This is a genomic window from Paenarthrobacter nitroguajacolicus (assembly GCF_029952445.1).
In the GTDB taxonomy this organism is placed as follows: domain Bacteria; phylum Actinomycetota; class Actinomycetes; order Actinomycetales; family Micrococcaceae; genus Arthrobacter; species Arthrobacter nitroguajacolicus_B.
In genome coordinates, this window is record NZ_JAQPPK010000041.1 from 1 (window position 1) to 26,332 (window position 26,332).

Annotated in this window: 22 protein-coding genes; 5 read left to right on the forward strand and 17 right to left on the reverse strand. The window is 63.7% G+C overall.

Annotation, left to right across the window (positions count from 1 at the left end):
* Window positions 1-557: 557 nt before the first annotated feature.
* From PJL15_RS21070 to PJL15_RS21080, 3 genes are read right to left on the reverse strand one after another with little or no spacing between them, the layout of a single operon-like run.
* Complete coding sequence (locus tag PJL15_RS21070; RefSeq protein ID WP_281453086.1) at window positions 558-4,235, reverse strand: 1,4-alpha-glucan branching enzyme; 3,678 nt, start codon at window positions 4,233-4,235, stop codon at window positions 558-560.
* Between the two features lies 1 nt (window position 4,236).
* Entirely contained in the window at window positions 4,237-6,033 is a 1,797-nt protein-coding gene (gene treS, locus PJL15_RS21075) for a maltose alpha-D-glucosyltransferase (protein ID WP_281453087.1), read from the reverse strand.
* Entirely contained in the window at window positions 6,033-8,117 is a 2,085-nt protein-coding gene (locus PJL15_RS21080) for an alpha-1,4-glucan--maltose-1-phosphate maltosyltransferase (protein WP_281453102.1), read from the reverse strand. The genes treS and PJL15_RS21080 overlap by 1 nt, the downstream gene beginning before the upstream one ends.
* A gap of 125 nt (window positions 8,118-8,242) precedes the next feature.
* Between PJL15_RS21080 and glgP the strand changes: the two genes are divergently transcribed.
* Window positions 8,243-10,867 (forward strand): alpha-glucan family phosphorylase, encoded by a 2,625-nt coding sequence (gene glgP / locus PJL15_RS21085; RefSeq protein ID WP_281453088.1) that lies wholly within the window; start codon window positions 8,243-8,245, stop codon window positions 10,865-10,867.
* A gap of 66 nt (window positions 10,868-10,933) precedes the next feature.
* Here glgP and PJL15_RS21090 read toward each other — a convergent pair whose 3' ends face one another.
* Genes PJL15_RS21090 through glgX form a run of 3 tightly spaced genes read right to left on the reverse strand, consistent with a single transcriptional unit; the run spans window position 10,934 to window position 13,945 of the window.
* Window positions 10,934-11,293 carry a barstar family protein gene (locus PJL15_RS21090; RefSeq protein WP_281453089.1) on the reverse strand — a complete coding sequence of 120 codons (360 nt, stop codon included), beginning with the start codon at window positions 11,291-11,293 and terminating at the stop codon, window positions 10,934-10,936.
* Window positions 11,294-11,299: 6 nt separating this feature from the next.
* Complete coding sequence (locus PJL15_RS21095) at window positions 11,300-11,803, reverse strand: ribonuclease domain-containing protein (protein ID WP_281453090.1); 504 nt, start codon at window positions 11,801-11,803, stop codon at window positions 11,300-11,302.
* A 27-nt stretch (window positions 11,804-11,830) separates the two neighbouring features.
* Window positions 11,831-13,945 carry a glycogen debranching protein GlgX gene (gene glgX, locus PJL15_RS21100; RefSeq protein ID WP_281453091.1) on the reverse strand — a complete coding sequence of 705 codons (2,115 nt, stop codon included), beginning with the start codon at window positions 13,943-13,945 and terminating at the stop codon, window positions 11,831-11,833.
* A 119-nt stretch (window positions 13,946-14,064) separates the two neighbouring features.
* Here glgX and PJL15_RS21105 point away from each other — a divergent pair, with 119 nt between their 5' ends.
* Window positions 14,065-14,874, forward strand: coding sequence for a carbon-nitrogen hydrolase family protein (locus PJL15_RS21105; RefSeq protein WP_281453092.1), 810 nt, complete (start codon window positions 14,065-14,067; stop codon window positions 14,872-14,874).
* Window positions 14,875-15,152: 278 nt separating this feature from the next.
* Here PJL15_RS21105 and rlmB read toward each other — a convergent pair whose 3' ends face one another.
* The 6 genes from rlmB to PJL15_RS21135 all read right to left on the reverse strand — a co-directional run bounded on the left by rlmB (window position 15,153) and on the right by PJL15_RS21135 (window position 19,969).
* On the reverse strand, window positions 15,153-16,142 hold the full coding sequence (gene rlmB, locus PJL15_RS21110) for a 23S rRNA (guanosine(2251)-2'-O)-methyltransferase RlmB (RefSeq protein WP_281453093.1): 990 nt from the start codon (window positions 16,140-16,142) through the stop codon (window positions 15,153-15,155).
* A gap of 80 nt (window positions 16,143-16,222) precedes the next feature.
* Window positions 16,223-17,680 carry a cysteine--tRNA ligase gene (gene cysS, locus PJL15_RS21115; protein ID WP_281453094.1) on the reverse strand — a complete coding sequence of 486 codons (1,458 nt, stop codon included), beginning with the start codon at window positions 17,678-17,680 and terminating at the stop codon, window positions 16,223-16,225.
* A 35-nt stretch (window positions 17,681-17,715) separates the two neighbouring features.
* A complete protein-coding gene (locus PJL15_RS21120) occupies window positions 17,716-18,072 on the reverse strand; it encodes a hypothetical protein (RefSeq protein ID WP_281453095.1) in 357 nt (118 codons plus the stop codon).
* Window positions 18,065-18,619 (reverse strand): 2-C-methyl-D-erythritol 2,4-cyclodiphosphate synthase, encoded by a 555-nt coding sequence (gene ispF, locus PJL15_RS21125; protein WP_432443847.1) that lies wholly within the window; start codon window positions 18,617-18,619, stop codon window positions 18,065-18,067. Before ispF ends, PJL15_RS21120 begins: the two co-directional genes overlap by 8 nt.
* The gene (gene ispD, locus PJL15_RS21130) at window positions 18,619-19,401 is read right to left on the reverse strand and encodes a 2-C-methyl-D-erythritol 4-phosphate cytidylyltransferase (protein ID WP_281453096.1); all 783 of its coding nucleotides are present in this window, start codon (window positions 19,399-19,401) and stop codon (window positions 18,619-18,621) included. Before ispD ends, ispF begins: the two co-directional genes overlap by 1 nt.
* Window positions 19,402-19,486: 85 nt before the next feature.
* Window positions 19,487-19,969, reverse strand: coding sequence for a CarD family transcriptional regulator (locus PJL15_RS21135; protein WP_011690592.1), 483 nt, complete (start codon window positions 19,967-19,969; stop codon window positions 19,487-19,489).
* A gap of 291 nt (window positions 19,970-20,260) precedes the next feature.
* On the opposite strand from PJL15_RS21135, the gene PJL15_RS21140 reads away from it, so the two are divergent.
* Window positions 20,261-20,830, forward strand: coding sequence for a hypothetical protein (locus PJL15_RS21140; RefSeq protein WP_281453104.1), 570 nt, complete (start codon window positions 20,261-20,263; stop codon window positions 20,828-20,830).
* Between the two features lie 73 nt (window positions 20,831-20,903).
* Here the strand turns inward: PJL15_RS21140 and PJL15_RS21145 are convergent, their stop codons facing one another.
* Both PJL15_RS21145 and PJL15_RS21150 read right to left on the reverse strand, forming a co-directional pair.
* The gene (locus PJL15_RS21145; RefSeq protein WP_020608526.1) at window positions 20,904-21,584 is read right to left on the reverse strand and encodes a response regulator transcription factor; all 681 of its coding nucleotides are present in this window, start codon (window positions 21,582-21,584) and stop codon (window positions 20,904-20,906) included.
* Complete coding sequence (locus tag PJL15_RS21150; RefSeq protein ID WP_281453105.1) at window positions 21,581-22,864, reverse strand: sensor histidine kinase; 1,284 nt, start codon at window positions 22,862-22,864, stop codon at window positions 21,581-21,583. The genes PJL15_RS21145 and PJL15_RS21150 overlap by 4 nt, the downstream gene beginning before the upstream one ends.
* 198 nt (window positions 22,865-23,062) lie before the next feature.
* Here PJL15_RS21150 and phoU point away from each other — a divergent pair, with 198 nt between their 5' ends.
* A complete protein-coding gene (phoU, locus tag PJL15_RS21155) occupies window positions 23,063-23,716 on the forward strand; it encodes a phosphate signaling complex protein PhoU (RefSeq protein ID WP_281453097.1) in 654 nt (217 codons plus the stop codon).
* Window positions 23,717-23,793: 77 nt separating this feature from the next.
* Here phoU and PJL15_RS21160 read toward each other — a convergent pair whose 3' ends face one another.
* Complete coding sequence (locus tag PJL15_RS21160; protein WP_281453098.1) at window positions 23,794-24,540, reverse strand: phosphoglyceromutase; 747 nt, start codon at window positions 24,538-24,540, stop codon at window positions 23,794-23,796.
* Window positions 24,541-24,671: 131 nt separating this feature from the next.
* On the opposite strand from PJL15_RS21160, the gene PJL15_RS21165 reads away from it, so the two are divergent.
* Window positions 24,672-25,535 carry a class I SAM-dependent methyltransferase gene (locus PJL15_RS21165; RefSeq protein WP_281453099.1) on the forward strand — a complete coding sequence of 288 codons (864 nt, stop codon included), beginning with the start codon at window positions 24,672-24,674 and terminating at the stop codon, window positions 25,533-25,535.
* A gap of 35 nt (window positions 25,536-25,570) precedes the next feature.
* On the opposite strand, the gene PJL15_RS21170 is transcribed toward PJL15_RS21165, so the two are convergent.
* Both PJL15_RS21170 and PJL15_RS21175 read right to left on the reverse strand, forming a co-directional pair.
* Window positions 25,571-25,912 (reverse strand): DUF2516 family protein, encoded by a 342-nt coding sequence (locus PJL15_RS21170; RefSeq protein WP_281453100.1) that lies wholly within the window; start codon window positions 25,910-25,912, stop codon window positions 25,571-25,573.
* 10 nt (window positions 25,913-25,922) lie between these two features.
* Window positions 25,923-26,332: PLP-dependent transferase (locus tag PJL15_RS21175; RefSeq protein ID WP_281453101.1), on the reverse strand; the 410-nt coding region annotated here is incomplete at its 5' end.

A 26,332-nucleotide genomic window follows, 5' to 3' on the forward strand; every position in this document is an offset into this window, starting at 1 on the left:
AAATTCGAAACCAGCTGAAAACCAGACCACCACACACGGGGGTGCGGGCAATCCGGCATAATTCAACCAATCAATAAAACAATCGGTATCAACAAACTTGGCACACTATTGAGTTCTCAAACAACAGGTCACTAATCCAAAGCAGTACCACCACCAACCCCTACAGGGCCACTGGATCGCTCCGGAGCAACTTTTCAAACTTACCGGCTGCCTCTCACCGAGTCAAATCGGCAAGCTTGACTTGATTTTTCCTTGCGGTTTCTTGTCAGCTTGCGATCTCTACTCGTGGAGCAGCGCGGGTATTAACTATACACACACTCTGCCGGGTTGGCAAAGTCCCGATCTGCTGGGCTCGGACAGCTTGGCGATCAGCCATGTGCGCCACGGCGAGTGGCAACTACCGAGGCCTGGTGACGCAGCCCGGGGCCGCCGTCGAACGCTACCAAACGAAAGCGATAACGCTCCCCCACCGCAGTGAAGGAGCGTTACCTGGAAAGGGCGATTATGTGAGAGACGGTCGCCCGCAAACGGGTGGGATGTGAGAGACGGTCGGCAAGCTACTCAGACGGCGTGAACCATGCGGCGCCGAGCGGCGGAAGCGTGACGGACAGGGCAGCCGGTTGGCCGTCGGTTCCCGGCGTCGAGGCCTTCAACGAACCGGCGTTGACCACACCCGAGCCTCCGTACGATTCCGCATCCGTGTTCAGGACTTCCGTCCACTCTCCTGCCGCCGGAACACCCAGGATGTAGTCGTGATGCGGTCCGCCGGAGAAGTTCACAGCGCAGACCAAGGGCTTGCCGTCGTTATCCCAGCGGATGAAGGTCAGGACGTTGTGGTCCGCGTCCCCGCCATTGATCCACTGGAAACCGCCGGCCTCGTTGTCGCGCTCGTACAGTGCAGGCGTGGAGGAGTAGACCTCGTTGAGGTCCTTCACCAGCAGCTGCAAGCCACGGTGGGCCGGGATGTCGGCAAGGAACCAGTCCAGCCCGTACTGCTCGGACCATTCGGCTTCCTGGCCGAACTCGCTGCCCATGAAAATGAGCTGCTTGCCGGGGTGCGACCACTGGTAGGCGAAGAAGGCGCGCAGGTTGGCGAGCTGCTGCCAACGGTCGCCCGGCATCTTGCGCAGCATGGAACCCTTGCCGTGAACAACCTCGTCATGGCTGATGGGCAGGAGGAAGTTCTCCGTGAAGGCGTAAACCAAGGAGAACGTGACCGTGCCGTGGTGCCACTTCCGGTTGATGGGGTCCTCGGAGATGTACTTCAGGGAGTCATGCATCCAGCCCATGTTCCACTTGAGCCCGAAGCCCAGGCCGCCGTGGTTGGTGGGTGCCGTAACACCTGGGAATGCAGTGGACTCCTCGGCAATGACAATGGCGCCGGGGTGGGTCTTGTAGACCGTGGCGTTGACTTCCTGCATGAAGGAGATCGCTTCAAGGTTTTCCCGGCCGCCGAACTTGTTCGGGCGCCACTGACCGTCTTCACGGGAGTAGTCCAGGTAGATCATGGAGGCCACGGCGTCTACGCGCAGGCCGTCGATGTGGAACTCCTCCAGCCAGTACAGCGCGTTGGCCACCAAAAAGTTCCGGACCTCGCTGCGCCCGAAGTCGAAGATCAACGTTCCCCAGTCGGGGTGCTCTCCCAAGGCTGGATCAGAGTGCTCGTACAACGGCTGGCCGTCGAACTGCGCCAAAGCCCACGAGTCCTTGGGGAAGTGCGCAGGTACCCAGTCCAGGAGGACACCGATGCCGGCCTGGTGCAGCGAGTCCACAAGGAAACGGAACTCGTCCGGGTGCCCGAAGCGTGAGGTCGGTGCAAAGTAGGAGGTCACCTGGTAACCCCAGGAGCCACCGAAGGGGTGCTCGGCAACGGGCATGAATTCAACGTGGGTGAAGCCGAGCCACTTCACGTACTCCACGAGTTCCTTGGCAAGTTCCTTGTAGCCAAGGCCCAATCGCCACGAGCCCAGGTGGACTTCGTAGACGCTCATGGGCGAGTTGTGCGGATCCTTCCTGGCACGGGCCGCCATCCAGTCCGCGTCCTTGAAGCGGTAGCTGGGGTCCACTACCCGCGATGCGGTCAGTGGCGGAACCTCGGTTCCGAAAGCCAGCGGATCTGCTTTTTCGATCCAGTGGCCCGACTTGGTCAGGATCTCGTATTTGTAGCACGCCCCTGCTACAACGCCCGGGACGAACAGTTCCCAGACTCCCGAGGATCCCAGGGAACGCATTCCGTGCGAACGGCCATCCCAGCCGTTGAAGTCAGCCTTGACGCGGACAGCCTGGGCGTTCGGGGCCCAGACAGCGAAGGACACACCATCCACGTCGCTCAACGAGGACCGGTAGTGCTGGACGTGCGCGCCCAGGACATCCCAGAGGCGTTCGTGGCGGCCCTCACCGATCAGGTGCAGGTCAACTTCACCCACGGTAGGCAGATAGTGGTAGGGGTCATCGATGGTGACGGGTTCGACGTCGTACACCACCTCCAGGCGATAGTCCGGCACATGGCCGGCCTGGAGCGGTTCCAGGACAGCAGTCCACACACCGTGCGACTCGTGCTCCATGGGGGTCCGGCCACCCTCGGTGACCACCGTGACGGACTTGGCCAGGTGCTTCACCGTCCTGATGGTGACGTGGCCGTGGTCGTCGAGGTGGGCGCCAAGGACCGAATGCGGCGCGTGGTAAGCGCCGGCCGCCACGCGTTCCAAGGTCTCGGAGTCCACATGCAGGGGAACTCGGGGCCGTTCGGTACGTGCTGAGCCAGTCATGTCATTACCTTCCGCTGTTGCTGCCGCATGCTTGCCGCGGCTTGTGTTGTCGAGGATTCGTCGCGAGGCGTTGACCGGTATCGACAACCAGTCGGGCCGGTTACGCAGCTCGTACACCACCTCGTATAAGGCCTTGTCCAGCCACAATGCCACAAAGAGCGGCGACTGGCGGTCAATGGTTCCCGGAGTGACATCGCTGTACCCCTCCAGGAAGGCGGCCGCGCAGTCATCCACCCAGGTTTCGGGCACGGCGGCGCCTTCCCGCGTGGCTGCCCCGGCGGCGTAATCGAACGACCGCAGCATGCCGGTGACGTCGCGAAGAGGGAGGTCGGGCGTGTTGCGCTCGTCGATCGTCCGGAGAGGCTCGCCCTCGAAATCGAGGATTGCCCACCGACCCGGCTGCCCTTCGGCGCCGGGAACCCGCAGGATCTGGCCCAGATGGAGATCGCCATGGACCCGTTGCAGCTGGCCCACGGCTTGGGGATCCAAGGCGGCCAGCAGTTCGTCAAGGTTTGCGTCATAGGGCCCGACGGCGGTTGACGCCTCAGCCCACGACTGCCGGACGCGCCGGGCTACCGTGGCGATGATGTCCGGGCCCTGGTCCTGTCCGTCCTGCGTGCCGAAGGTTTCCGCGAGCCGGGCGTGGACAGTGGCAGTGGCTTTTCCTAGTCCACGTGCTTCTTCAGTGAAATCCTTGCCGGCAGCTGCGGCGTCAACGGCCAGGCGCCAGGCGTCCAGTCCACCGAGCAGGAATTCGTGCGCCACCGTCAGCTCGCCGGTAGCCACCGCGGTGGCCTCCTCCGCACTGGCCTCCCCCGCATTGGCCTTCGACGCCGGCACGTTCCACGAGCCGGTGATCCAACCCAACGTCGCGGGTACTTCACTGGTCCCCGCGGCGGTCAGCGCCGCGCCGAGCTCAACTTCGGGGTTCCTGCCAGCCGACAGCACACGGAAGATTTTGACGATGGCCGCCGACCCGCCGTCGTCGATAATGACGGACGTGTTGGACTGCTCCCCCGACAGGACCCGCACGGATACCGGCTTGCCCGGAAGCGGGACGCGCCCACGGGTGAGGTGGCCCTGGGCCGGGCCAACGACGCCTTCGCTGCGCATGAGCTCAAGCCAGGCCGTGACAAATTCGGAATCGTACACAGCGTCGTAGACCAGTCGAAGGCCCAAGGCGGGATCCGTGTACTCGCCCAAAAGCGCCGTCGGCGCGTCGGCGAGCGGCTGGCTGTGGAAGCTTAACGGAACCTGCACGACGTCGGTCCGGGGACCGCCGTCGGCCGTCCTGTGGGTGACGGCCAGCAGCAGGATCTCCAGCACGGCGCCGCCGCTGCCCAGGAGTCTGAAGCCGCCCACCTGCTCCAGCGCAAAGTCGGGGCTCTTGACCGGGAACCAGCGTTTGCCGGGAAGCCAGGTCCGGAGAAGTCCTTCAATGGAGGGGTTCAAGTTGTCCTTGTTCATCTCATCCTTTGGAGGTCACCACTGGAATCGCCTGGGTAAAAGGCGACGAGGGATTCGAAAATGCCGAGCGGACGCGCAGCCAGTAGAAGCTGTGGCTGCCCAGCATCACGGTCAGATGACCGTTGTCACCGACGGCCGGGAAAGGCTGGCCGCCGAAAATATCGCGCAGGCCGCGGCCCGCGAATTCTGGTATGTCCAACGTTGCCGCCACAGGGTGTTGCGAGAGGTTGAAGACGCAGAGGATGGTTTCCCCGTCTTCCCCTTCCGGGTTCCCGGCGGGCAGTTCGCGGACATAGGCAAGGACCACTTCATGGTCGGCTTCAATGTGCCGGAAGCCGCCCAGGCCAAAAACGGGGTGGTTCTTCCGGACGCTGAGGATCTGCCGGGTCCACCGCAGCAGCGAACCGGAGTGCGCCGCTTCGGCCTCCACATTGGCCATGCCGTAGTTGTAGACCAGCGATTGGATCACCGGAAGGTAGAGCTTGCCCGGGTCCGCCGAGGAGAACCCCGCATTGCGGTCGGGGTTCCACTGCATGGGAGTGCGGACGGCGTCGCGGTCATCAAGCCAGATGTTGTCTCCCATGCCGATTTCATCGCCGTAGTACAGGAACGGGCTGCCCGGCAGGGACAGCAACAGGGCGTTGATGAGTTCGATCTCGGCGCGGGAATTGTCCAGCAGGGGCGCCAGGCGGCGGCGGATCCCAATGTTGGCCCGCATGCGGGGATCCGGGGCATACCAGCCAAGCATTGCGGCGCGTTCCTCGGCGGGCACCATCTCGAGGGTCAGTTCGTCGTGGTTCCTCAGGAAGGTTCCCCACTGTGCGCCACGGGGAATCTCGGGGGTATTGCGCAAGGTTTCGATGATGGGCGCCGCTTTTTGGTCGCGGAGGGCGTAGTACAACCTGGGCATGATCGGGAAGTGGAAGGCCATGTGGCATTCCGGGGCTTCGTCCGTGCCGAAGTACTCCACCACTTCATGAGGGGGCTGGTTTGCCTCGGCGATGATCACCCTGCCGGGATAGTTCGCGTCCACCATGCGGCGCAGGTCCTGCAGGAAGGTGTGGGTTGCCGGAAGGTTCTCGCAGTTGGTGCCCTCTTCCTCGAAGAGGTACGGAATGGCGTCGGCACGGAAGCCGTCGATGCCCTGGTCCAGCCAGAACCGGATGACGTCGTAAAGAGCCTCGATGACCTTGGGATTCTCGAAGTTCAGGTCCGGCTGGTGGCTGAAGAACCGGTGCCAGAAGAACTGCCGCCGGATGGGATCGAACGTCCAGTTGGATTCCTCGGTGTCAACGAAGATGATGCGGGCATCCTGGTACTTCTCGTCCGTATCGCTCCACACATAGAAATCGCCGTAGGGGCCGGTGGGATCCTTGCGGGATTCCTGGAACCAGGGGTGCTGGTCCGAGGTGTGGTTCAGCGGAAGGTCGATGATGACCCGCACGCCCCGGGCGTGGGCCTCGGCCACCAACCGCTTGAAGTCGCTGATGGTCCCGAACTCATCGAGCACGGACGTGTAGTCCGCGATGTCGTAGCCGCCATCGCGCAACGGGGAATGGAAGAACGGCGGCAGCCAAAGGCAATCCACGCCCAACCACTGGAGGTAATCCAGTTTGTCGATCAACCCTTGGAAGTCACCGGAACCATCCCCGTTGGCATCCGCAAAAGCCCGCACCAGTACCTCATAGAAGACTGCCTTGCGGTACCACAGCGGATCGTGCTGGAGACCTGGGGCGTTCAACTCGAAGGTGTTCTTCGGAGTGAAGTACTGGGTGGGATTCTGCGGAGAAAAACTCACTAAGGCTGCCTCCGGATGCTCAGGACGTGTGCCGGCTCAACGTGGGCATCCAGCCGGACGTAGTTGTGCTCCCCCCACCACCAGCTCTGGCCGCTGATCAGGTCATCCACGCGGAAAAGTCCGTCCTCATTGAGATCGGACGGGTCAAGCTCCAGGGCCTCCAGATCCAGCGAGACGGTGCTTTCGCGGGCACTGTGCGGATCCACGTTGACCACCATGATCAGGGTGTCCTTGGTGCCATCGGGCAACGTCTTGTGCTTGGAGTAGACGATCGTGGCGTCATCGGTGCTGCGGTGGATGGTCAGGTTCTGCAGGTCACCCAACGCCAGGTGGTCCTTGCGGATGGTGTTAAGCCTGGTGATGTACGGCGCCAGCGTGCGCCCTGACTCGGCTGCGCCTTCCCAGTCCCTGGCCTTGTACTCGTACTTTTCGTTGTCGATGTATTCCTCGGCACCGGGCCTGGCGACGTGCTCATACAGCTCGTAGCCGGCGTAGACACCCCACAGTGGGCTCGCTGTCGCAGCCAGGGCAGCGCGGATCCGGAAAGCCGCGGGCCCACCGTATTGCAGGTACTCGGTGAGGATGTCCGGGGTGTTGACGAAGAAGTTCGGACGGAAGTACGCCGGGCTCACGTGGCTGACTTCGTGGAAGTACTCTTCCAGCTCGGCCTTGGTGTTCCGCCAGGTGAAGTACGTGTACGACTGCTGGAATCCCGCCCGACCCAGTGCGTGCATCATGGGCGGGCGTGTGAAGGCCTCCGCCAGGAACACGACTTCGGGGTTCTTCTTGTTGATCTTGCCGATCAGCCATTCCCAGAACCACACCGGTTTGGTGTGCGGGTTGTCCACACGGAAGATCTTCACGCCGTGGCTGATCCACAGCTGCACGATCCGCAGGATTTCCTTGGAAAGGCCCGCGGGGTCGTTGTCGAAGTTCAGGGGATAGATGTCCTGGTACTTCTTCGGAGGGTTTTCGGCGTAGGCGATCGAGCCGTCCACGCGGGTGGTGAACCATTCAGGATTGGACGTCACCCACGGGTGGTCCGGAGCTGCCTGCAAGGCCAGGTCCAGGGCCACTTCGAGTCCGAGCTCGTTGGCCCTGGCGACGAAAGCATCAAAGTCCTCGAACGTGCCAAGTTCCGGATGGATGGCGTCATGGCCACCGTCCTTGGAACCGATGGCCCACGGCGATCCCGGATCCTGGGGTCCCGGAGTCAGGGTGTTGTTGCGGCCCTTGCGGTGCTGGAAGCCGATCGGGTGGATGGGCGGCAGGTAGATGACGTCGAAGCCCATGTCCGCTACGGCGTCGAGCCTTCCCGCCGCAGTACGGAAGTTGCCCGAAGTCCACACGCCGGTGGAGTGGTCCAGCACGGCACCTTCCGAGCGCGGGAAGAACTCGTACCAGGAACCCCGGCCAGCCAGGTCGCGCTCCACCTGCAGCGGGAACTGCTCCGAGACGGTCACCAGTTCGCGGATCGGAAGGCGTTCGACGGCGGCCAGCACCGCTGGGCTGAAACCGGCGCCAAGGCGCTCCTCGGCAGACTTGGTGGTGTCGGCGAGCGCGATGGACGCCGCACGCAAGGTGCGTTTCTCAGCACCGGTGCGTCCGGCGTCGTCGGCTGCTCCAGCGAGGAGGGCCGCGCCCTCGGCGAGCATCAATTCAACGTCGATGCCGGCGGCGACCTTCACTTCGGCGTTGTGGTGCCACGTACCGTAGCGGTCGTGCCAGGCCTCTATGACGAACGACCAGGCGCCGGTGCCGCTGGGGGTGATCAGGCCCTCCCAGCGGTCCAGGCCCTTCCACTGCTCGCCCTCGGCCGGGGCCAGCCGCACGCGCTGGCGCTCCCTGCCCCTGGGATCAAGCAGCACGGCGGACACCCCGAGTTGGTCGTGGCCTTCGCGGAAGACCGTGGCGCCAACCGCCAGGTCCTCGCCGGGCAACGCCTTCGCCGGGAAACGGCCACCCTCCACCACTGGCTGCACGGCCGTGATGGGGAATCGGCCGAAGCGAAGTCCGTCGGTGATGTCCGTAGTCGTCTTGGAATTCAGAGCGGTGGTGGTTCGCGCAGTTTTCGTCACAACCACGACGTTAGCGACAAAAATCACAGAATGCTAAGCAAACGAGGTTTCTCCTTGACGCAAGATGACTTTTACCTAAAAGAAACCCAATGCAGTTCCGACTGCCATGGGAGTCCGTTAGTGTGGCGCTCGTGAAGGCTATTCGAAGGTTTACAGTCCGTACCGTCCTCCCCGAGCCCATCCGGCCGCTGGCCCGATTGGCGACCAATTTGCGCTGGTCCTGGCACCGGCCAACACGGGAACTTTTCGCGAGCCTTAATCCGGCTCTGTGGGAGGCCGCGCAGCACGACCCCATAGCCCTTCTGGGGTCCATCAGCCGCGAACAGTTACAGGACCTGGCAAACAACGGCGAAGTAGTCGAACGCGTTCAGCACGCCGCCGACGACCTTGACCGCTACCTCAGTGAACCGCGCTGGTACCAGGGCCTCGGCGAGGATGCTCCGGCGTGCATCGCCTACTTCTCCCCCGAGTTCGGCATCACCGAAGTTCTTCCGCAGTACTCGGGCGGCCTTGGCATTCTGGCCGGCGACCACCTCAAGGCCGCTTCCGACCTCGGAGTGCCGCTGATCGGCGTCGGGCTCCTGTACCAGGCCGGCTACTTCAAGCAGTCCCTGTCCCGCGACGCCTGGCAGCAGGAAACCTACCCCGTCCTGGACCCCGACGGCCTTCCCCTGACCCTGCTTCGCCACCCGGCCAAGGACGGCGCCCAAGGCAAGCCTGTCCAAATCTCGCTGCCGCTGCCCAACGGCCGCGAGCTTCACGCGCACGTGTGGCGTGCCGACGTCGGTCGCGTTCCGCTGCTGCTGCTGGACTCCAACGTCCCATCGAACGACGAAGCCGCGCGTGGCATCACCGACCGCCTCTACGGCGGTGGGGGCGATCACCGCCTGCAGCAGGAACTCCTGCTGGGCATGGGCGGCGTCAAGGCCCTGCGCGTCTACCAGGAACTCACCGGCACTCCAGCGCCCGAAGTGTTCCACACCAACGAAGGACACGCAGGTTTCCTGGGGATCGAACGCATCCAGGAAGCCATGTCCGACGCCAACGAACCGCTCAGCTGGGACGAAGCCCTGGCAGCCGGCCGCGCGTCCACCGTCTTCACCACGCACACGCCCGTGCCCGCGGGCATCGACCGTTTTGAAGCCCTCCAGATCAAGCACTTCTTCGACGCCGGACTGGCGCCGGCCGTGCCAACGGAACGGATCCTGGAACTCGGCCGCGAAAACTACGACGGCGGCAACCCTTCCGTTTTCAACATGGCCGTGATGGGCCTGCGCCTGGCGCAGCGTGCCAACGGCGTGGCCAAGCTGCACGGCGTGGTGTCCCGCGAAATGTTCGCCGGCCTGTGGCCGGGATTCGACCACTCCGAAATTCCCATCACGTCAGTAACCAACGGCGTCCACGTCCCCACCTGGGTGGACCCTCGGATTTCGTCCCTGGCACGCAACCAGTTCGGTGCCGAAGCCGAAGCGCTGGGCCGCTGGGACCTGGCCTACAACGTCAGCGACGAAGACGTCTGGGGCCTGCGCCGTGAACTCCGCGCCCAGCTCATCGACGACGTCCGACGCCGGCTCCGGGCTTCCTGGAAAAAGCGCGGTGCCGCTGACGCCGAGCTGGGTTGGACCGAGAAGGTGCTGGACCCGGACGTGCTGACCATCGGCTTCGCACGCCGCGTCCCCACCTATAAGCGACTCACGCTCATGCTGCGCGACCCCGCGCGCCTGAAGGCCCTGCTGCTGGATCCCAAGCATCCCATCCAGTTGGTCATCGCCGGCAAGTCGCACCCTGCCGACGACGCCGGCAAGAAAATGATCCAGGACCTGGTCCGGTTCACCGACGACCCCGAAGTCCGCCACAGGATCGTCTTCCTCCCGAACTACGACATCGCCATGGCACGGACCTTGTTCCCGGGCTGCGACGTGTGGCTCAACAACCCCCTGCGCCCGCTGGAGGCCTGTGGCACGTCCGGCATGAAGGCCGCCATCAACGGCTCGCTCAACCTCTCCGTCCTGGACGGCTGGTGGGACGAGATGTACGACGGCGAGAACGGCTGGGCCATCCCGACGGCCAACAACGGAGCATCGGCTGACGAACGGGACGACATCGAAGCCTCAGCGCTGTACGAGCTGCTCGAAACCCAGGTGGCACCACGCTTCTACGGCACCACCGTGGCCCAGGGAGCCGGAGCAGCAGGGCCCTCCGAATCAAGCCACGAAACCGTGCCGACGCACTGGGTATCGATGATCAAGCACACGCTGGCCAACCTCGGTCCCGCTGTCTCCGCCGAACGGATGCTCCACGACTACGTCAACAACCTCTACTGCCCGGCTGCTGTTTCCGGTCGCAGGGCTGTTGCCGAGTCGTTCAAGGAAGCCAAGGAACTCGCGGCCTGGACCACCAAGGTACGGAATGCCTGGCCCGAGGTTGTGGTGGAACACGTTGATTCAGTAGGTGTTTCCGAGGAACCCCAGGTTGGCGACAGCCTGCAGGTCAACGCCTACGTGGCACTGAACAACCTGACTCCGGACGACGTCTCCGTGGAAGTGGCGTTCGGCCGCGCGGAGGAATCCGATGAGCTCGAGGACATCGTTGTGGCGGAACTGGACTCCGTGGAGGACCTCGGCAATGGCCGGCACCTCTTCAACGGCTCCCTGGTCATCAACCGCTCAGGCTCCTTCGGCTACACCGTCCGGGTGTTCCCGAAGCACTCGGCGCTTGCGTCCAAAGCTGAACTCGGGTTGATCGCGAACGCCTGACCGCAATAACGTTTCTGACCCGCTTTCCCGTCGTTTGGTAACGACGGGAAAGCGGGTCATCGACGTTCAGTTTTGGAAGACTGCGATGATCGCCAGGTCGCGGCCGGCGTAGCGCTCTGCGTCCTGCAGGATCTCGCAGACCACGCCGAAGGACCGGTCCGTGCGGTAGGCCGCGGGAACCTGCCAGATCATGGTGACTGGGCTGCCACCGTCCTCGGAGAGGGCATCGGCGTAGTCGTGGAGGGAGTCGTTCAGCGCGTCCAGGTTCACGCCGTAGTATTCGGGGAAATCCAGGACCTGGCCGAAGACCTCAAGGACCGTTTGCTTGGTGGTGGCGGGTGGGACCATGACTGTCCTGCGGCCGGCGTCGGACACTTGCTCCTGCAGTTCCTCCAGGGTCCAGGTGTCTGCTGAGTAGATCTTCATGGGCTCCTACTTGCCTTCGATGATGAACTTGAACGACTCGTAATGATCCGGCGTGTAGTACTTCGCAGCGTCCTTGCCCACGATGATCCGCCGGGCCCCGCGATCCGACTCCCCCGGAGTGGGCACGGTGTACTCCTTGTAGAAGCCGCCGGATTTCTTGGGCAGCAGGCCCTCGAAATTGCCGAAGTTCACGCCGTCGCGGTCGTACGGATAGGGTCCGCCTTTGGCGATCAAGGCCAGGGTTTGGCGCGCTTCCGACGGCAACTGCGAGGCGTTGATGGAGGGCAGGGTGGAGGAATTCTCCACACCCGTCGGCGCCATCGTCCGGCCAGGCACAGCGGCAGGCGACGTGGGCGCGGGGCCAGGTGCCGGCGTCGTGGTTTGTACGCTTGAACCGGGCGCCGAAGACGGCGCCGTCAGCGCGCCGCCGCCCACCATCGCAACCACAAGGACGACGACGGCGATCACCAGTCCCGCGAAAGCCACCAGTTTGCTGCGGCTGCGGTTCATGCGGAGAACTCCTGTGTTTGTTGGCGCCTAGGTGCGGTAGATATTGATGGTATTGGCTTGCAGGATATCCCGCTCTCCGGAGGCCACCAACGCGCCCTTCCGGCGGTCGTGAAGCACCGAGGTAGTGAACCGGAGTTCGAACATGCGCTTGCCGATTCCCGTTTCGCTCAGGATTTCCGGGAGCACCATCTTCACATCCTGGTTGCTGCCATTGACCACAATCAGGCCACGGATTTCGCTGTCCTCGTGGCCCATCAACAGCTGGACGGCACGAACGCCGGGATCATTCCAGCGCGCCGGCGTCATCCGCTTGCCCTTGTCATCAAACCACTGAAGGCTGGAGTTGTCGGCCTGGCCCGGGAAGCTCTCCGGTTGGTGCCGCAGGAACCAGCGGCGAAGCCTGACCAGCTCCCGGGTGGTCCGGAACATGGCGTTGGCTTCCTGGGTCCTGCTCCAGTCCAGCCACGCCGTGGGGTTGTCCTGGCAGTAGGCGTTGTTGTTCCCCTGCTGCGTGCGGCCGAGTTCGTCACCGGCGGTGATCATGGGAACACCGATGGAGATCAGAAGCGTAGCCATGAGGTTCCGGATGGACAGCGCACGCGCGGCAACAATGGCCTCGTTTTCGCTGCGGCCTTCCACACCGTGGTTGTAGCTGCGGTTGTCCCCGTGGCCGTCGCGGTTCTGCTCGCCATTGGCTTCGTTGTGCTTGCGGTCGTAGCTGACAAGGTCCTTCAGGGTGAAACCATCGTGGGCCGTAATGAAGTTCACCGACGCCAGGCGGGTTCGGCCCGAGGATGCGAAAAGGTTCGCGGAACCAGCCATCAGCTCAGCCAAGGACGCGACCGACCCGCCCTGCCCGCCTGCTTCAATGGCGGCACGGTCAGAGAGCCAGAAGCTCCGGACGCCATCCCGGAAATGATCGTTCCAATCGGACCAGCCCTGGGGGAAGCGGCCGGTCTGCCAGCCACCGTAGCCCACGTCCCAGGGCTCGGAGATGAGCTTGACGTCGGACAGGACCGGGTCTTCCGCAATGGCCTGCAGGAAGGGGTGCTGGGGATCAAAGGTGTTGCCGGCGTCGCGGCACAAGGTCACGGCGAGGTCGAAACGGAAGCCGTCCACGTGGAAGTCATTGACCCAATAACGCAGGGAGTCGAGCGCCAGGTCCACCACCACAGGATCGCTGAAATCCAGGGTGTTGCCGCAGCCGGTGGTATCCAGGTAGCGGCCATGGGCGTCATGGCGGTAATAACGCTTCTCCCCGAGCCCGCGGAAGCTCAAGGCCGGTCCATCGGGTCCCGCTTCGGCTGTGTGGTTGTAGACCACGTCCAGGATGACTTCGATCCCGGCGGCGTGCAGGAGTTTGATCATGCCCTTGAGCTCGTCCTGCACCGCGTGCGGGCCGGCGTTGCGGGCAGCCTCCGTGGCGTAGTCGGCGTGCGGCGCGAAGAAGGCCGCGGTGTTGTAACCCCAGTAGTTGGTCATGCCAAGGTCCTGGAGGTGCGACTCATCCATATGGAAGTGGATGGGCAGCAACTGCACGGCCGTAATGCCAAGCTCGGTGAGGTGCTGGATCATCACCGGGTGCGCCATTCCGGCGTAGGTCCCCCGGAGGTGCTCCGGGATATCCGGGTGAAGCATTGTCTGGCCACGGACGTGGGCCTCATAAATCACCGAGGTCCTCATGGGAGTCCGTGGCGGTTGGTCCTCACCCCAGTCAAATCCCGTATCCACATGGACACTCGTCAGTAGCTCGCCCCGCTGGTCCACGGCCCGGCCGTACGGATCCAGCAGCAGCGGCTGCCGGTCGTCGTCGTCGAGGTCCAGCGCCGGGACGGGCAACGGAAGCCCGCCTTCGGCCGGCGCGGCCCGGAAACCGTAGCGCGTGCCGGGCGCCATGCCGCCAACCAGCCCGAAGTGCACGTCATTTTCCGTGTTGGGGAGGGTCTGGGCACGCCATGGTTCGCCCGGTGCCTGGAAAACGATCTCAACCCGTTCCAGGTCCGGCGCGAAGACGGCCACGTTCACTTCATGGTTCTGCGTTTTCTCCGCATCCGAAAGACCGGGCTGGGGCGTGCTCAGTCCGAGGGGTCGTGGCCGCGACGCGTCGACGGCAGCTGCTGTGTCAAAAATAGGCATAACCATTGAGTCCAAGTTTAGTTCCACGCCCTCTATGTGCAGCGCTGGCGGCCCATGTGACGACGATCCACGTAGCGATTTCCATTACTTGGCATACTTGGATGCAGACAATTGGAGGTTCTATCGTGCGCGTGGCACTCGCCCAAGTCATCTCCGGCCGGGATCTGGCCGAAAATCTGCGGCTCCTGGAGGAGTACGCCCGCCGGGCCAAGGATGGCGGCGCCGGGCTGGTGGTCTTCCCCGAAGCCATGATGCGCGCGTTCGGAAATTCCCTGCTGGACATCGCCGAGCCCTTGGATGGGCCCTGGGCCAGCAAGGTGCGTGCGCTTGCCGCAGAACTTCAGCTGGTCATCGTGGCCGGAATGTTTACGCCCGGCGCTCCTTCGGACTCCGGGGCGCCCCGGGTACGGAACACGCTTCTTGCCACCGGGCCCGGCGTGGAAACCAGCTACGACAAAGTCCATCTTTTCGATGCGTTTGGCTTCGCGGAATCGGACACGGTTGAGGCCGGTACGGAACCAGTAACGTTCGACGCCGGTGGACTCACCTTCGGTTTGGCCACCTGCTACGACGTCCGTTTCCCGGCCTTGTTCACGGCGAATGCGCAACGTGGCGCCGAAGTGAATATCGTCTCGGCGTCTTGGGGAGCCGGTCCGGGGAAGGCCGATCAGTGGCAACTCCTGGCCCGGGCACGCGCAGTGGACACCACCACGTTCGTTCTCGCATGCGGGCAGGGCGATCCTGCCAGCCAAGGTGTTGAGCCCAGGGGTGCCGCACCCACCGGGGTGGGGTACTCCGCCGTCGTGTCCCCCTTCGGCCAGGTGCTGGAAGCCCTCGAAGGTGAGCCGGGCCTGATCTTCGCCGACCTCGACGCCGCAGTGGTGGCTGATGCCCGCGAGAAGCTCCCCGTCCTGGCCAACCGCCGCGACTTCTGACCCTCTCTCACATCCCCACCCCTTCCAGCCGACCCTCAATCACATCCCCACCCCCTCCCACCGACCCTCTCTCATCCCGCCGATTCCAATGGCGCGTGAGCGTGGGGACGTGAGAGAAGGTCCCTCCAAAAGGGAGGGGATGTGAGAGAGCGACGCCGCCAAGCAGGCGAGATGTGAGAGAGCGTTCGAAGGCGCCGCGAGGGCCATCCGGAAGCGTGCGTCTAAGCGACGAAGGAGCGAGCACGCGGAGGATGGCGCTTGCGGCGCCTCACTGGGGATTACTTTGCGGAGCGCTGCCTTGACACTTCGTACAGCGAGATCCCGACGGCCATGGAGGCATTGAGTGACTCCATGGCGGAGTCGATCGGGATCGAGACGATCTGGTCGCAGTTTTCGCGGACCAATCGGCTGAGCCCCTTGCCTTCCGAACCAACCACGATGCAGACAGGTTCGGTGGCAACCGTGAGGTCCGGCAGGGAGACGTCGCCGTCGCCGTCCAGGCCGAGCACGTAGATGCCCATGTTCTTGAACTGCTTGAGCGCGTTGTTCAGGTTCGACGCGCGGGCCACCGGTACGCGGACAGCGGCACCGGCGCTGGTCTTCCAGGCGGACGCCGTGACGCCGACGGAACGACGCTCAGGTACGATCACGCCGTGCCCGCTGAAGGCGGAGACGGAACGGATGATCGCACCGAGGTTGCGGGGGTCGGTAATGCCGTCCAGCGCCACGAAGATGGGTGCATTGGAAATGTGCCCCTTCTTCCACTTGGCGAGGGTCTCCTCGGCGAGGTCGTACGCGTCTTCGTACTCGTACGGCGGAATCTGCAGCACAAGTCCTTGGTGGACTGCGTCCTCGGTCATGCGGTCCAGTTCAGGCTTGCCGGTTTCGAGCAGCGGGATGCCGCGCTCGGCCGCAAGCTTGAGGGATTCCTTGACGCGGTCATCCATTTCAATCCGGATGGCGACGTGCAGTGCCTTGGCGGGAATGCCTGCGCGCAGGGCTTCCACCACGGAGTTACGGCCGGTGACCAGTTCCTCGGTGGCGCGGCCCTTGGGGCCGGAACGGGCGCCGGCGCCACCCGGACGTGCCGGACCGCGCTTGGCGGCCGAGCGCTCAGCCAGCTGCTTGTTCTTGTAAGCCTTGTGGTAGGTGCGGTCCTCCGCCTTGGGCGTGGGACCCTTGCCTTCCAGGGCCTTGCGGCCATGGCCACCGGTTCCGGTGGAGGGGCCCTTCTTTTGCTTGACCGACCGGCGACCGTTGTTGGCCATGAGATTCCATCCTTGATTTTGTGAGTAAGTCTGGAATCAAGTCTACTGACCCGATGCAATTCGGCCGCAGCGCCGGTTCGTCAGTCGCGTTTGAGGCTCCAGGTGGCGCCGTCCGCACCATCTTCGACCACGACGCCGGCAGCGGCGAGGGTGTCGCGGATGGCGTCGGAGGCGGCCCAGTCCTTATTGGTCCTGGCGGTGGCGCGGGCTTCAAGCTGGGCTTCCACGAGAACTTTCAGGGCAGCGTGCTCACGGCCCTGCACAGCCTCGGGCTGCTTCACGGCGTCCAGCCCAAGTACTTCAGTCATGGAAAGCACGCTGTAGAGGGCTGCCTTGGCGGCGTCCAGGTCACCGGAGGCCAGTGCGGTGTTGCCCGCGCGGACGGTTTCGTGCAGCACTCCGAGGGCTTGCGGAACATTGAGGTCATCATCCATGGCAGCGGTGAAAGCGGCAGGCATGTTGGCCTGCGGTGCTACGTCTGCGCCAGACCGGCCAGGCACTTTGGCGGAGGCTTTCGAGATGAAGCCGTCAATACGTTCGACGGCGGCAGCCGCCTCCTGCAGCGACGTGGGCCGGTAATCCAGCACGGACCGGTAGTGGGCTTGGCCGAGGTAGTAGCGGACCACACGGGGAGGGGCGAGTTCCAGCATTTCGGCGGGGCTCACGGTGTTCCCGATGGACTTGGACATCTTTTCGCCCTCGTAGGTGACCATGCCGTTGTGCATCCAGAAGTTGGCGAACTCGTCACCGGCAGCCTGTGATTGGGCCATCTCGTTCTCGTGGTGCGGGAAACGCAGGTCCAGTCCCCCACCGTGGATATCGAAGCGTGTGCCCAGGTACTTGGTGACCATGGCGGAGCATTCGAGGTGCCAGCCGGGACGGCCCGCACCCCAGGGAGAGGCCCAACTGGCTGACTCCGGTTCGCCCTCTTTGAAGCCTTTCCACAGCGCGAAGTCGCGCGGATCCCGCTTTCCCCGCGGGTCGGCGTCGGCTGCACCCTGCATATCGTCGATGTTTTGCCGCGTCAGCGAGCCGTACTTGCTCCACGAGCGCACATCGAAGTACACATCGCCTGACTCGTCTGGCGCGGGGTAAGCGTGGCCGCGGTCAATCAGGCGCTGGATCAGTGCATGCATCTCCGGGATATGCCCTGTGGCGCGTGGCTCGTAGGTGGGACGCTGCACGCCGAGGGACTCGTAGGCGTTCTCGAATTCCTGCTCGTAACGGTAGGCAAGGGCCCACCATTCTTCGTTCTGCCGTGCTGAGGCTTCTGCGTCCCAGTCCGGCCCGAACGACTGCGCGGATTTGGCCAGGATCTTGTCGTCGATATCGGTGACGTTGCGCACCACGGTGACGCGGAGGCCACGGAATTCGAGCCAACGTGTCAGCTGGTCGAAGGCGATCGCCGACCTCACGTGGCCCACATGTGGCATTCCCTGGACTGTGGCCCCGCAGTAGTACACGCTGGCCTTGCCGTCTTCGAGGGGAATGAAGTCGCGGACTTCGGCGGAGGCGGTGTCATAAAAGCGCAGGGTCACCGCTCCAGATTAGCCGATGACGCGGCGTGACCTGCCTACTTGCAGTATTCGCCGATCTTATTGAACTGAACCTTCAGCTTTTCCTGCTGCTCCTGCGTGGCCGCACCCAGTGACGACGCGGCGGCCGTGTCCATGATCGCGGCCATCTCCTTGATGGGGTCGCCGATTTCCGGCGCTACTTTGTCCGCGATCTCGTGATAGTGCTCCGCAAGCTCTTTTGACTGCTGCTGTTGGTTGCCGTCGGGCTTGAAGGCATCGTTGTTCAGGTAATCGCAGCTGGCTTTCACGTCCATCTTGGGCGTCCCGGCGCAACCGCCCAGCAGGAGCGCGGCAGCCAGCGCAGCCGGCAGCACCACAGCGGAACGCACGACGCCGGCACTTGGCTTACGCATGCGGGGCACCTTTCGCTGGACCCGGCTCCGCCGGCGGCACGTCGGAAGCGGCGATCGGGTAGACGAGGGCGGTGGCCACGGCAGAAATTCCTTCTCCGCGGCCCGTAAAGCCGAGGCCGTCGCTGGTGGTGGCCGTGACGGTGACAGAAGCGCCAGCGGCTTCACTGAGGACCCTTTGGGATGCCTCCCGGCGCGGGCCGAACTTGGGCCGGTTGGCAACGAACTGCACTGCGACGTTGCCGATCTCGAAGCCTGCTGCGCGCACGATCCTGGCAGCTTCGGCGAGTAGCTTGACGCCTGAAGCGCCGGCGTACTCGGGGCGGTCCGTGCCGAAGTGCGTGCCGAGATCGCCGATTCCACATGCAGAGAAGAGCGCGTCGGCGGCCGCGTGGGCGACGCAATCGCCGTCGGAATGTCCGGAAAGTCCCTGTTCGCCTTCCCAGTAGAGCCCACCCAACCACAGCGGCTGGGGGTCGTCAGCCGGTGCGAAGGCATGGACATCGATCCCAATGCCCGTTCGGGGCAGGACGATATTTTCCGGCGCCACTATCCCTCCACCCAGCGAATCCCGAGCGGACCCTCCAGAAGGCCCTCCGCGATGATGAGGTCCAGCGGCGTTGTGATCTTGAGGGACTGGCTTGCCCCGCGGACGGCGTGGACGGGGACGCCAAGGAGTTCCACCAGCATGGCGTCGTCCGTGACCGTGGCGGCTTGTTTGTCGTCGAAAAGTCCAGCGGCCTCATGGGCCCGGCGCAGGGTGGCAAGCTCGAACCCTTGGGGAGTTTGAACAGCGCGGAGCTGTTCGCGGGGAGCAGTGCCGGTGACGACCTCGGGAGCGATGGAGGCGTCTGTGTCCGTGGTCTCAGTGACCGTTTTGATGGTGTCCACCACGGGCATTGCCGGAATGACCGCCTTGGCACCGGAGGACAACGCATCGGCAACCCGCTGGAAAACCCGTTCAGGGGTGAGCGCCCGCGCGGCATCGTGGACGAGGACCAACTCCGTTCCGTCCTCCAAAGCAGCCAAAGCAGCGCGGACGGAATCTGCGCGGGACGAGCCGCCGTCGACGACTGTGACCTCGGGGCCACCGTCCACCAAGTCGACCGTGAACTCTGCGATCAACTCGCGCAGGGCGGTATCTCCCTTGGGCACGGCTACGCAGATCTGGCGTGCGACGTCGGAGGCGACAACCCCGCGCAGGGCATGCATCAGGATGGTCTCGCCACCCAGCGGAACCTGGGCTTTGGGCATGCCGTAGCCGAGCCGCTCACCGGAACCGGCGGCAACCACGATCACGGCCGTGACGGCGCGCTTGGAAGGAATACTCATGGTCACCAGAGTACTGCGAGCGATCAGCAGTGATTTGTGGCAAAAAGAAACCCGGCGGCGCTTTCGCACCGCCGGGGCTCAATTCTTAGGAAGCCAAGACCTCGTCAAGAACGCTTGCAGCCTTCTCTTCGTCTGTCTTCTCAGCCAGGGCCAGTTCTGAAATCAGAATCTGCCGCGCCTTGGCCAGCATGCGCTTCTCGCCGGCCGAAAGGCCGCGATCGTGATCGCGGCGCCAAAGATCGCGAACGACCTCAGCCACCTTGATGACATCGCCGGAAGCAAGCTTCTCCAGGTTCGCCTTGTAACGACGTGACCAGTTGGTAGGCTCTTCAGTGAACTCGGCACGGAGAACGTCAAAAACGTGCTCCAAGCCTTCTTTGCCCACTACGTCCCGGACCCCAACAAGGTCAACGTTCTCTGCTGGAACTTCAATGGTCAGATCACCCTGAGCCACCTTGAGCTTGAGATACATCTTCTCTTCGCCCTTGATAGTGCGCATCTTGATTTCTTCAATTTTTGCTGCACCGTGGTGAGGGTAAACTACTGTCTCGCCGACCTCAAAAACCATGTGGACTTTCCCCTTTCCCGCAGATTAGTCTATCACGATTAAGGCATACGACTGGCACCCAAAGGCCTCCCCACCCGCGCCAATACAGGGAAAGAGGCCCCAAACGGGTTCATCCAACCTCTTGACGTAATGGCCGAAAGATGCATCAGGCGGCTGGCGCGGGGAGCGAAACTTCTCCGCCGACTCCGCCACAAAGCCCTCCCGAATCCTTGTTTTGGACCGTTTGCCGATAGGCTATGGCTGAAAAAGTTTCCATTGACTCTAGGAGTAGGTGTCGTGCGCATTTCTGCGATGAACACTGTCCAGCGCGGCAAGCTGGCAATTGCGGCCGCTGCAATCGGCGTCGGTCTTCTGTCCGTTACCGGCTGCGGCTTCGTCAACGCCCAGCAGACTTCGCACCAGTACTCGGCTTCCGACGGGGTCAGGGCCGACCTCGGCAAGCTGCAGCTGCGCAACATGCTGATTGTTGCTTCCGGCGAGAAGGAGCCCGGCCGCGTTATCGGTGCTGTCTTCAACCAGTCCAGCTCCGACGCCACGCTGACGCTCAGTGGTGCAAACGGCGCCCAGACCGAAATTCCGGTCAAGGCGATGTCGGAAACGTACCTCAATGACACCGCCGACGCCGCCATCCTCAGCACCGCCGGCGTGATTCCCGGCGGCCTGACCCCGGTGACCATCCGCAGCGGGTCCGACTCCGCCACGATCAACGTCCCTGTTGTTGATGGCACGCTCCCTGAGTACGCAAAGTACCTGCCCAGCCCGTCGGCAACCCCGAGCGGCTCGGCAACTCCCGGCGCCACAGGTACCGAAACCAGCTCGGCAAGCCCGTCGGCTTCCACGAGCACCGCAGCCGGCCACTAAGGGCCGCCACAGGACAAACGAAAAGGAAGGGTTCCGCTGCGGCGGGACCCTTCCTTTTGCACTATCCCAGGGTTTACGGCTCGAACTTGTAGCCCAAACCGCGCACTGTCACGAGGTAGCGCGGCGCAGAGGGATCAGGCTCGATCTTGCTGCGCAGCCGCTTCACGTGGACATCCAGGGTCTTGGTGTCCCCCACGTAGTCCGAACCCCACACGCGGTCGATGAGCTGCCCCCGGGTCAGGACCCTGCCCGAGTTCCGCAGCAGCATCTCCAGCAGCTCGAATTCCTTCAACGGCAAGGAGACTTGCTCGCCGTTGACGCTGACCACGTGGCGTTCGATGTCCATGCGGACAGGACCGGCCTGCACCGTGGAGGTGATGAGTTCTTCCGGCTCACCCTGCCTGCGCAGGACAGCGCGGACGCGGGCCACCAGCTCGCGGGAGGAATAGGGCTTGGTGACGTAGTCGTCCGCTCCCAGCTCCAGCCCTACCACTTTGTCGATTTCCGAATCCTTGGCAGTCAACATGATCACCGGGACGGATGAGCGTTGGCGCAATTGGCGGCACACTTCCGTTCCCGGCGTTCCGGGCAACTGCAGGTCCAGGAGGACGAGGTCGGCACCGTTGCGGTCGAACTCCACCAGGGCATCGCTGCCGTTGTCGACTACCTCGACATCAAATCCCTCTTTGCCCAGAAGATAGGACAGGGGGTCGCTGAAGGACTCTTCGTCCTCCACTATCAAAATCCGGCTCAAGCGCTGGCTCCTTGCTCTTGGGCGCCGCTGGCGCCCCCTGGGTGTTTCACGTGATGGGGTTGCTGGGTAGCTGGTCCAGGCTCGACGGCGGCAGCGGACGTTGCGAGCCCCAGCGGAACTGCCGCTGTTGCAGCCGAAGGCGGGAGGCCGGCGTCGTCGTCCTGGCCTTCCATCTCCGGCAAGCGGATGGTGAAGGTGGAGCCTTGGCCAGGCTGGGACCAGACGGTCACTTCGCCGCCGTGGTTGGAAACGACGTGCTTGACGATGCTCAGGCCCAGGCCCGTTCCGCCGGTATGCCTGGAACGGGCAGCATCGACGCGGTAGAAGCGCTCGAACACCCGCTCCTGGTCTTCGGGCGTCAGCCCCTCGCCCTGGTCCGTGACGGAGACGGCAACAACGCCTTCCCTGGTCCGAACACCCACGCCCACGCGGGTGTTTTCGGGTGAATAGCGGATCGCGTTGTCGATCAGGTTTCGCAGGGCCGTCACCAGCAGGTCGCGGTCCCCGAACACCAGGGAATCGGAGTGGCCGCCCACCACGATCTGGATGTTCTTGCTCTCGGCCGGAAGCTGCGAACGGTCCACGGCCTCGGTGATCACGGTGTTGATGTCCACCGCATTGCCTTGCTGGGCAACGTTGGCGCCCTGGAGCCGCGAGAGTTCGATGATGTCCTGGACCAGGGCCGCCAGGCGTCCGGACTCTTTGTGCATCCGTTTGGCGAAGCGGCGCACGGCTTCTTCGTCATCGGGCGATGCTTCCAGCGCTTCGGCCAGGAGCGAGATCGCGCCAACGGGAGTTTTGAGTTCGTGGGACACGTTGGCCACGAAGTCGTTGCGGATCTCCTCGGTTCGGGTGATCTCGGTGCGGTCGTCCGCGAGGAGCACGATATATTCCCAGCCGAGCATGGCTGCCCGGACCTGGACCACGATGGTGCCCTTGCCCAGGGGTCCGCGCGGCAGTTCATATTGTTCCTCAAGGATCACGCCGTCGCGGCGGACCTTCGCGGTCATATCCAGGAGCTGCTTATGCACCACGGTGTGCCCACGGACCAGCCCATAGGCGTACGCGGCGGGGCTGGCGCGGACAACGCCGTCGATCGCGTCCACCACTACGAACGCACGCCCGACGACGGCAAGGACTTCCGCGGCCCCTTCAGGCAGTAGGGGCTCGGCTACGTCGAGGTCCACGATGCTGCGCTGCCGTTCGCTGATCCTGAAAGCGAGCATGCCAAAGACGCCCAGCGACAGGCCGACGAGGCCTGCAATGACACCTATGAGCAATGGATCCACGTGTCCAGCTTATGCTGTGGAATCAGGGCGAAGCATTGATCCGGCGCCAAACTCCGACGGTTCAACTAACGTTCATCTAAAGGTGCCGAACAGTTCATGGGACCCTGACACAGTTACTGGTTGGACTGCCAATGGTTTTGAAGTCCGGCCCCGTCACGGGACCAGGATTTCCAAGGAAAGGACGCCTTAGTGCGCAAGGTTTTTCAGGAGGAACTCACCCAGGTAGGTGACGACCTCATCGAGATCTCCAAGCTGGTTCACGAAGCAATCACGAAGGCCACAACGTCCTTCGAAGGCGCTGACGTGGATCTTGCACAGGATGTCATTGCGGCAGACGCCAGGATCGATTTCCTGCAGAACAGCCTGGACGAGCGGGCCATCGACATCCTGGCATTGCAGGGCCCCGTCGCCAGCGACCTCCGCATGATCGTCGGCTCGCTCCGCATGAGCGCTTCGCTGGAACGCATGGGTGACCTCGCCCGGCACGTGGCCCAGTTGGCGCGCCTGCGCTACCCGGCCACCGTGATCCCTGCCCCGCTGACCCAGACCTTCAAGGCCATGGCCCAGCACGACATCGAGATCACGGCCAAGGTCATCGAGCTCCTTGAGACCCGCGACCTGGAAGTTGCCCGCGACATCCTCAAGATCAACATCGCCGTGGACGACCTCCACCTCAGCGTTTTCAAGGCCATCGCTTCCCCGGACTGGACCGAAAGCCCCTCCACCACCGTGGACGTTGCCCTGGCCAGCCGCTACTTCGAGCGTTTCGCCGACCACGGCGTCTCGGTTGCCCGCAAGGTCACCTACCTGGTGACCGGTGAATGGCAGCCGGAAGGCTTCTAACGCTTCTTACCGCAGAACATACGACGGCGGCCGGTCACCTGAGGTGACCGGCCGCCGTCGTGCTTGAGGCTACTGCCTTATTTCTTGCCCTGGTTGGCAACGGCGAGGATGGCCTCGGCTGCTGCGTCGGGGTCCAGGTACGTGCCGCCCGGGTTGATGGGCTGGAAGTCCTCGTCCAGTTCGTACACCAGCGGGATACCCGTGGGGATGTTCAGGCTGGCGATGGCGTCGTCGCTGATGCCGTCGAGGTGCTTGACCAGTGCGCGCAGCGAGTTGCCGTGGGCCGTGACGAGAACGGTCTTGCCGGCCTTGAGGTCTTCCTTGATGTCCGATTCCCAGTAAGGCAGGAGGCGGACAAGGACGTCCTTGAGGCATTCGGTGCGCGGCAGGGCATCGCCGAGGTCCTTGTAGCGGACGTCGTGCGCCTGGGAGAACTCGCTGTCGTCGGACAGGGGCGGCGGCGGGGTGTCGTAGCTGCGGCGCCATTCCATGAACTGGTCTTCGCCGAACTCGGCCAGGGTCTGGGCCTTGTCCTTGCCCTGCAACGCACCGTAGTGGCGTTCGTTGAGGCGCCAGTCGCGCTTGACCGGGATCCAACCACGGTCGGCCTTGTCCAAAGCCATGTTGGCGGTGTTGATGGCGCGCTTGAGGAGGGAGGTGTAGAGGATGTCCGGGAGGATGTTGTTCTCTACCAGGAGCTCCCCGCCGCGCACTGCTTCTTTGCGGCCTTGGTCGTTCAGGTCAACGTCCACCCAACCGGTGAACAGGTTCTTGGCGTTCCATTCGCTGTGGCCATGGCGCAGCAGAATCAGCTTGTAAGTCATGGTTTTCATCCTAGCTGAGCGGTCCGGTGCCCTGCCCGGCGTTACGAAGAGCAACGCGGGGTCACTTATGGCCCATGCTGGGGCCAAACATGGGCCATAAGTGACCCCGGGTTGCAGGATAAAGTGGGGCCGTGGTGCAAAAAGCGGAACGGGTGGGCTCTCCCCGCAGTCGGGGTGGCAACCCGTTACGCAACCCGTTACGCACCCCGATCGGCAACCCGATCGGAAACATTACCCGCGGCACCACCAACCCCAACCGGATGCGGCGTCTGGACCGCTGGCTTGCCGGCCCGCAGGCGTGGCGGCTGCGCACCGCCGTCGAACCCCTTGTGGTGGACCTGGGCTATGGCGCCTCGCCGACCACCGCAGTGGAGCTTTTTGAACGGCTGCAGGCCGTGCGCCCCGATGTCCAGGTCCGTGGAATCGAAATCGAGCCCGAGCGCGTTCGCAGCGCCAAGGCCTTGGAACGGCCCGGACTGAGCTTCTCCGTAGGCGGCTTCGAAGTTCCGGTTCCCGGCAATCCAGTGGTGGTGCGGGCGTTCAACGTGCTGCGGCAATACGAAGAGTCGGATGTCGCCGCCATCTGGGCTCTGGTGCAGTCACGGCTGGCTCCGAATGGACTGTTCATCGACGGCACGTGCGATGAAATCGGCCGGCGCGTCACGTGGGTGGCCTTGGACCCGGAACGTCCCCTGAGCCTGAGTTTTTCTGTCCGCTTCGGCAGTTTCGAGTTGCCTTCGGAGGTGGCTGAGAGGCTGCCCAAAGCACTTATCCACCGGAATGTGCCGGGCGAGCCGATCCACACGTTCCTGCAGGCCATGGACAAGGCCTGGTTGGAGGCGGCGCCGCTGGCGTCGTTCGGAAACCGGCAGCGCTGGACTGGGATGTGCCGTTCACTGCGCGACGCCGGGTGGCCGCTTCAGGATGGCCCCTCGCGGTGGCGTCTTGGTGAGCTAACGGTGGCGTGGGAGGCCGTGGCACCCCGCCAACGCTGATACTGCGGTGGCCCGGTTACCAGGGTCCGTACGGTTTACCAGGGGCCGTACGGACCGACGTTTCGGTTTCCGCCGCTGCCCGCTTCACGGACTGCCGGACGGACGTCTGCGAGGTAGACGCAGGCCGCAGTGACCGCAGCGATGCCGAAGAGGCCAAGGCTGCTTCCGCCCGTGAGGACAGTCAGCGCACCGATGGCCAGGGCCACGCCGGTGAGGGCCAGCCAGAACGTCTTGGTCCGCTTGGAAGCGGCCACAAACAGGGTTGGCCGGTGGCGCAGGCAATCAACAAACGCCCACACTTCCAAGGCAAGGGCCACCAACCCCAGGATGTAGTAGACCCCGGTGGTGACGTACGCGATCAAGAGTTTTCCGTCCACGTCCTCCAGCCTAGCTGTCCAACGCCTTCAGTGCTTGCTCAAGGTCGGACCAGAGGTCTTCCACGTTCTCAATTCCGACGCTCAAACGGACCAGGTTCTCCGGGACGCTGAGCGGCTCGGCCGTGTGCCGGCGTCGTCGTTCAATGAGCGACTCAACCCCACCCAAAGATGTCGCCGGGAGCCAGAGCCGCAACGCGCGGACCAGTTCATCTGCGGCGTCGGCACCGCTTCGGTGCTCATCCCCGGCGATCTGGATGCACAGGATGGAGCCGAAGCCCTTCATCTGCTGCTTGGCGCGTTCATGCCCGGGGTCCGTGGCCAGGCCCGGGTACCTGATGGCTTCGACCCGGTGGTGGGTGCTGAGGCGTTCGGCGAGCGTGGCCGCCGAGGCCTGCGAGCGCTCGATCCTCAGCGCCAGGG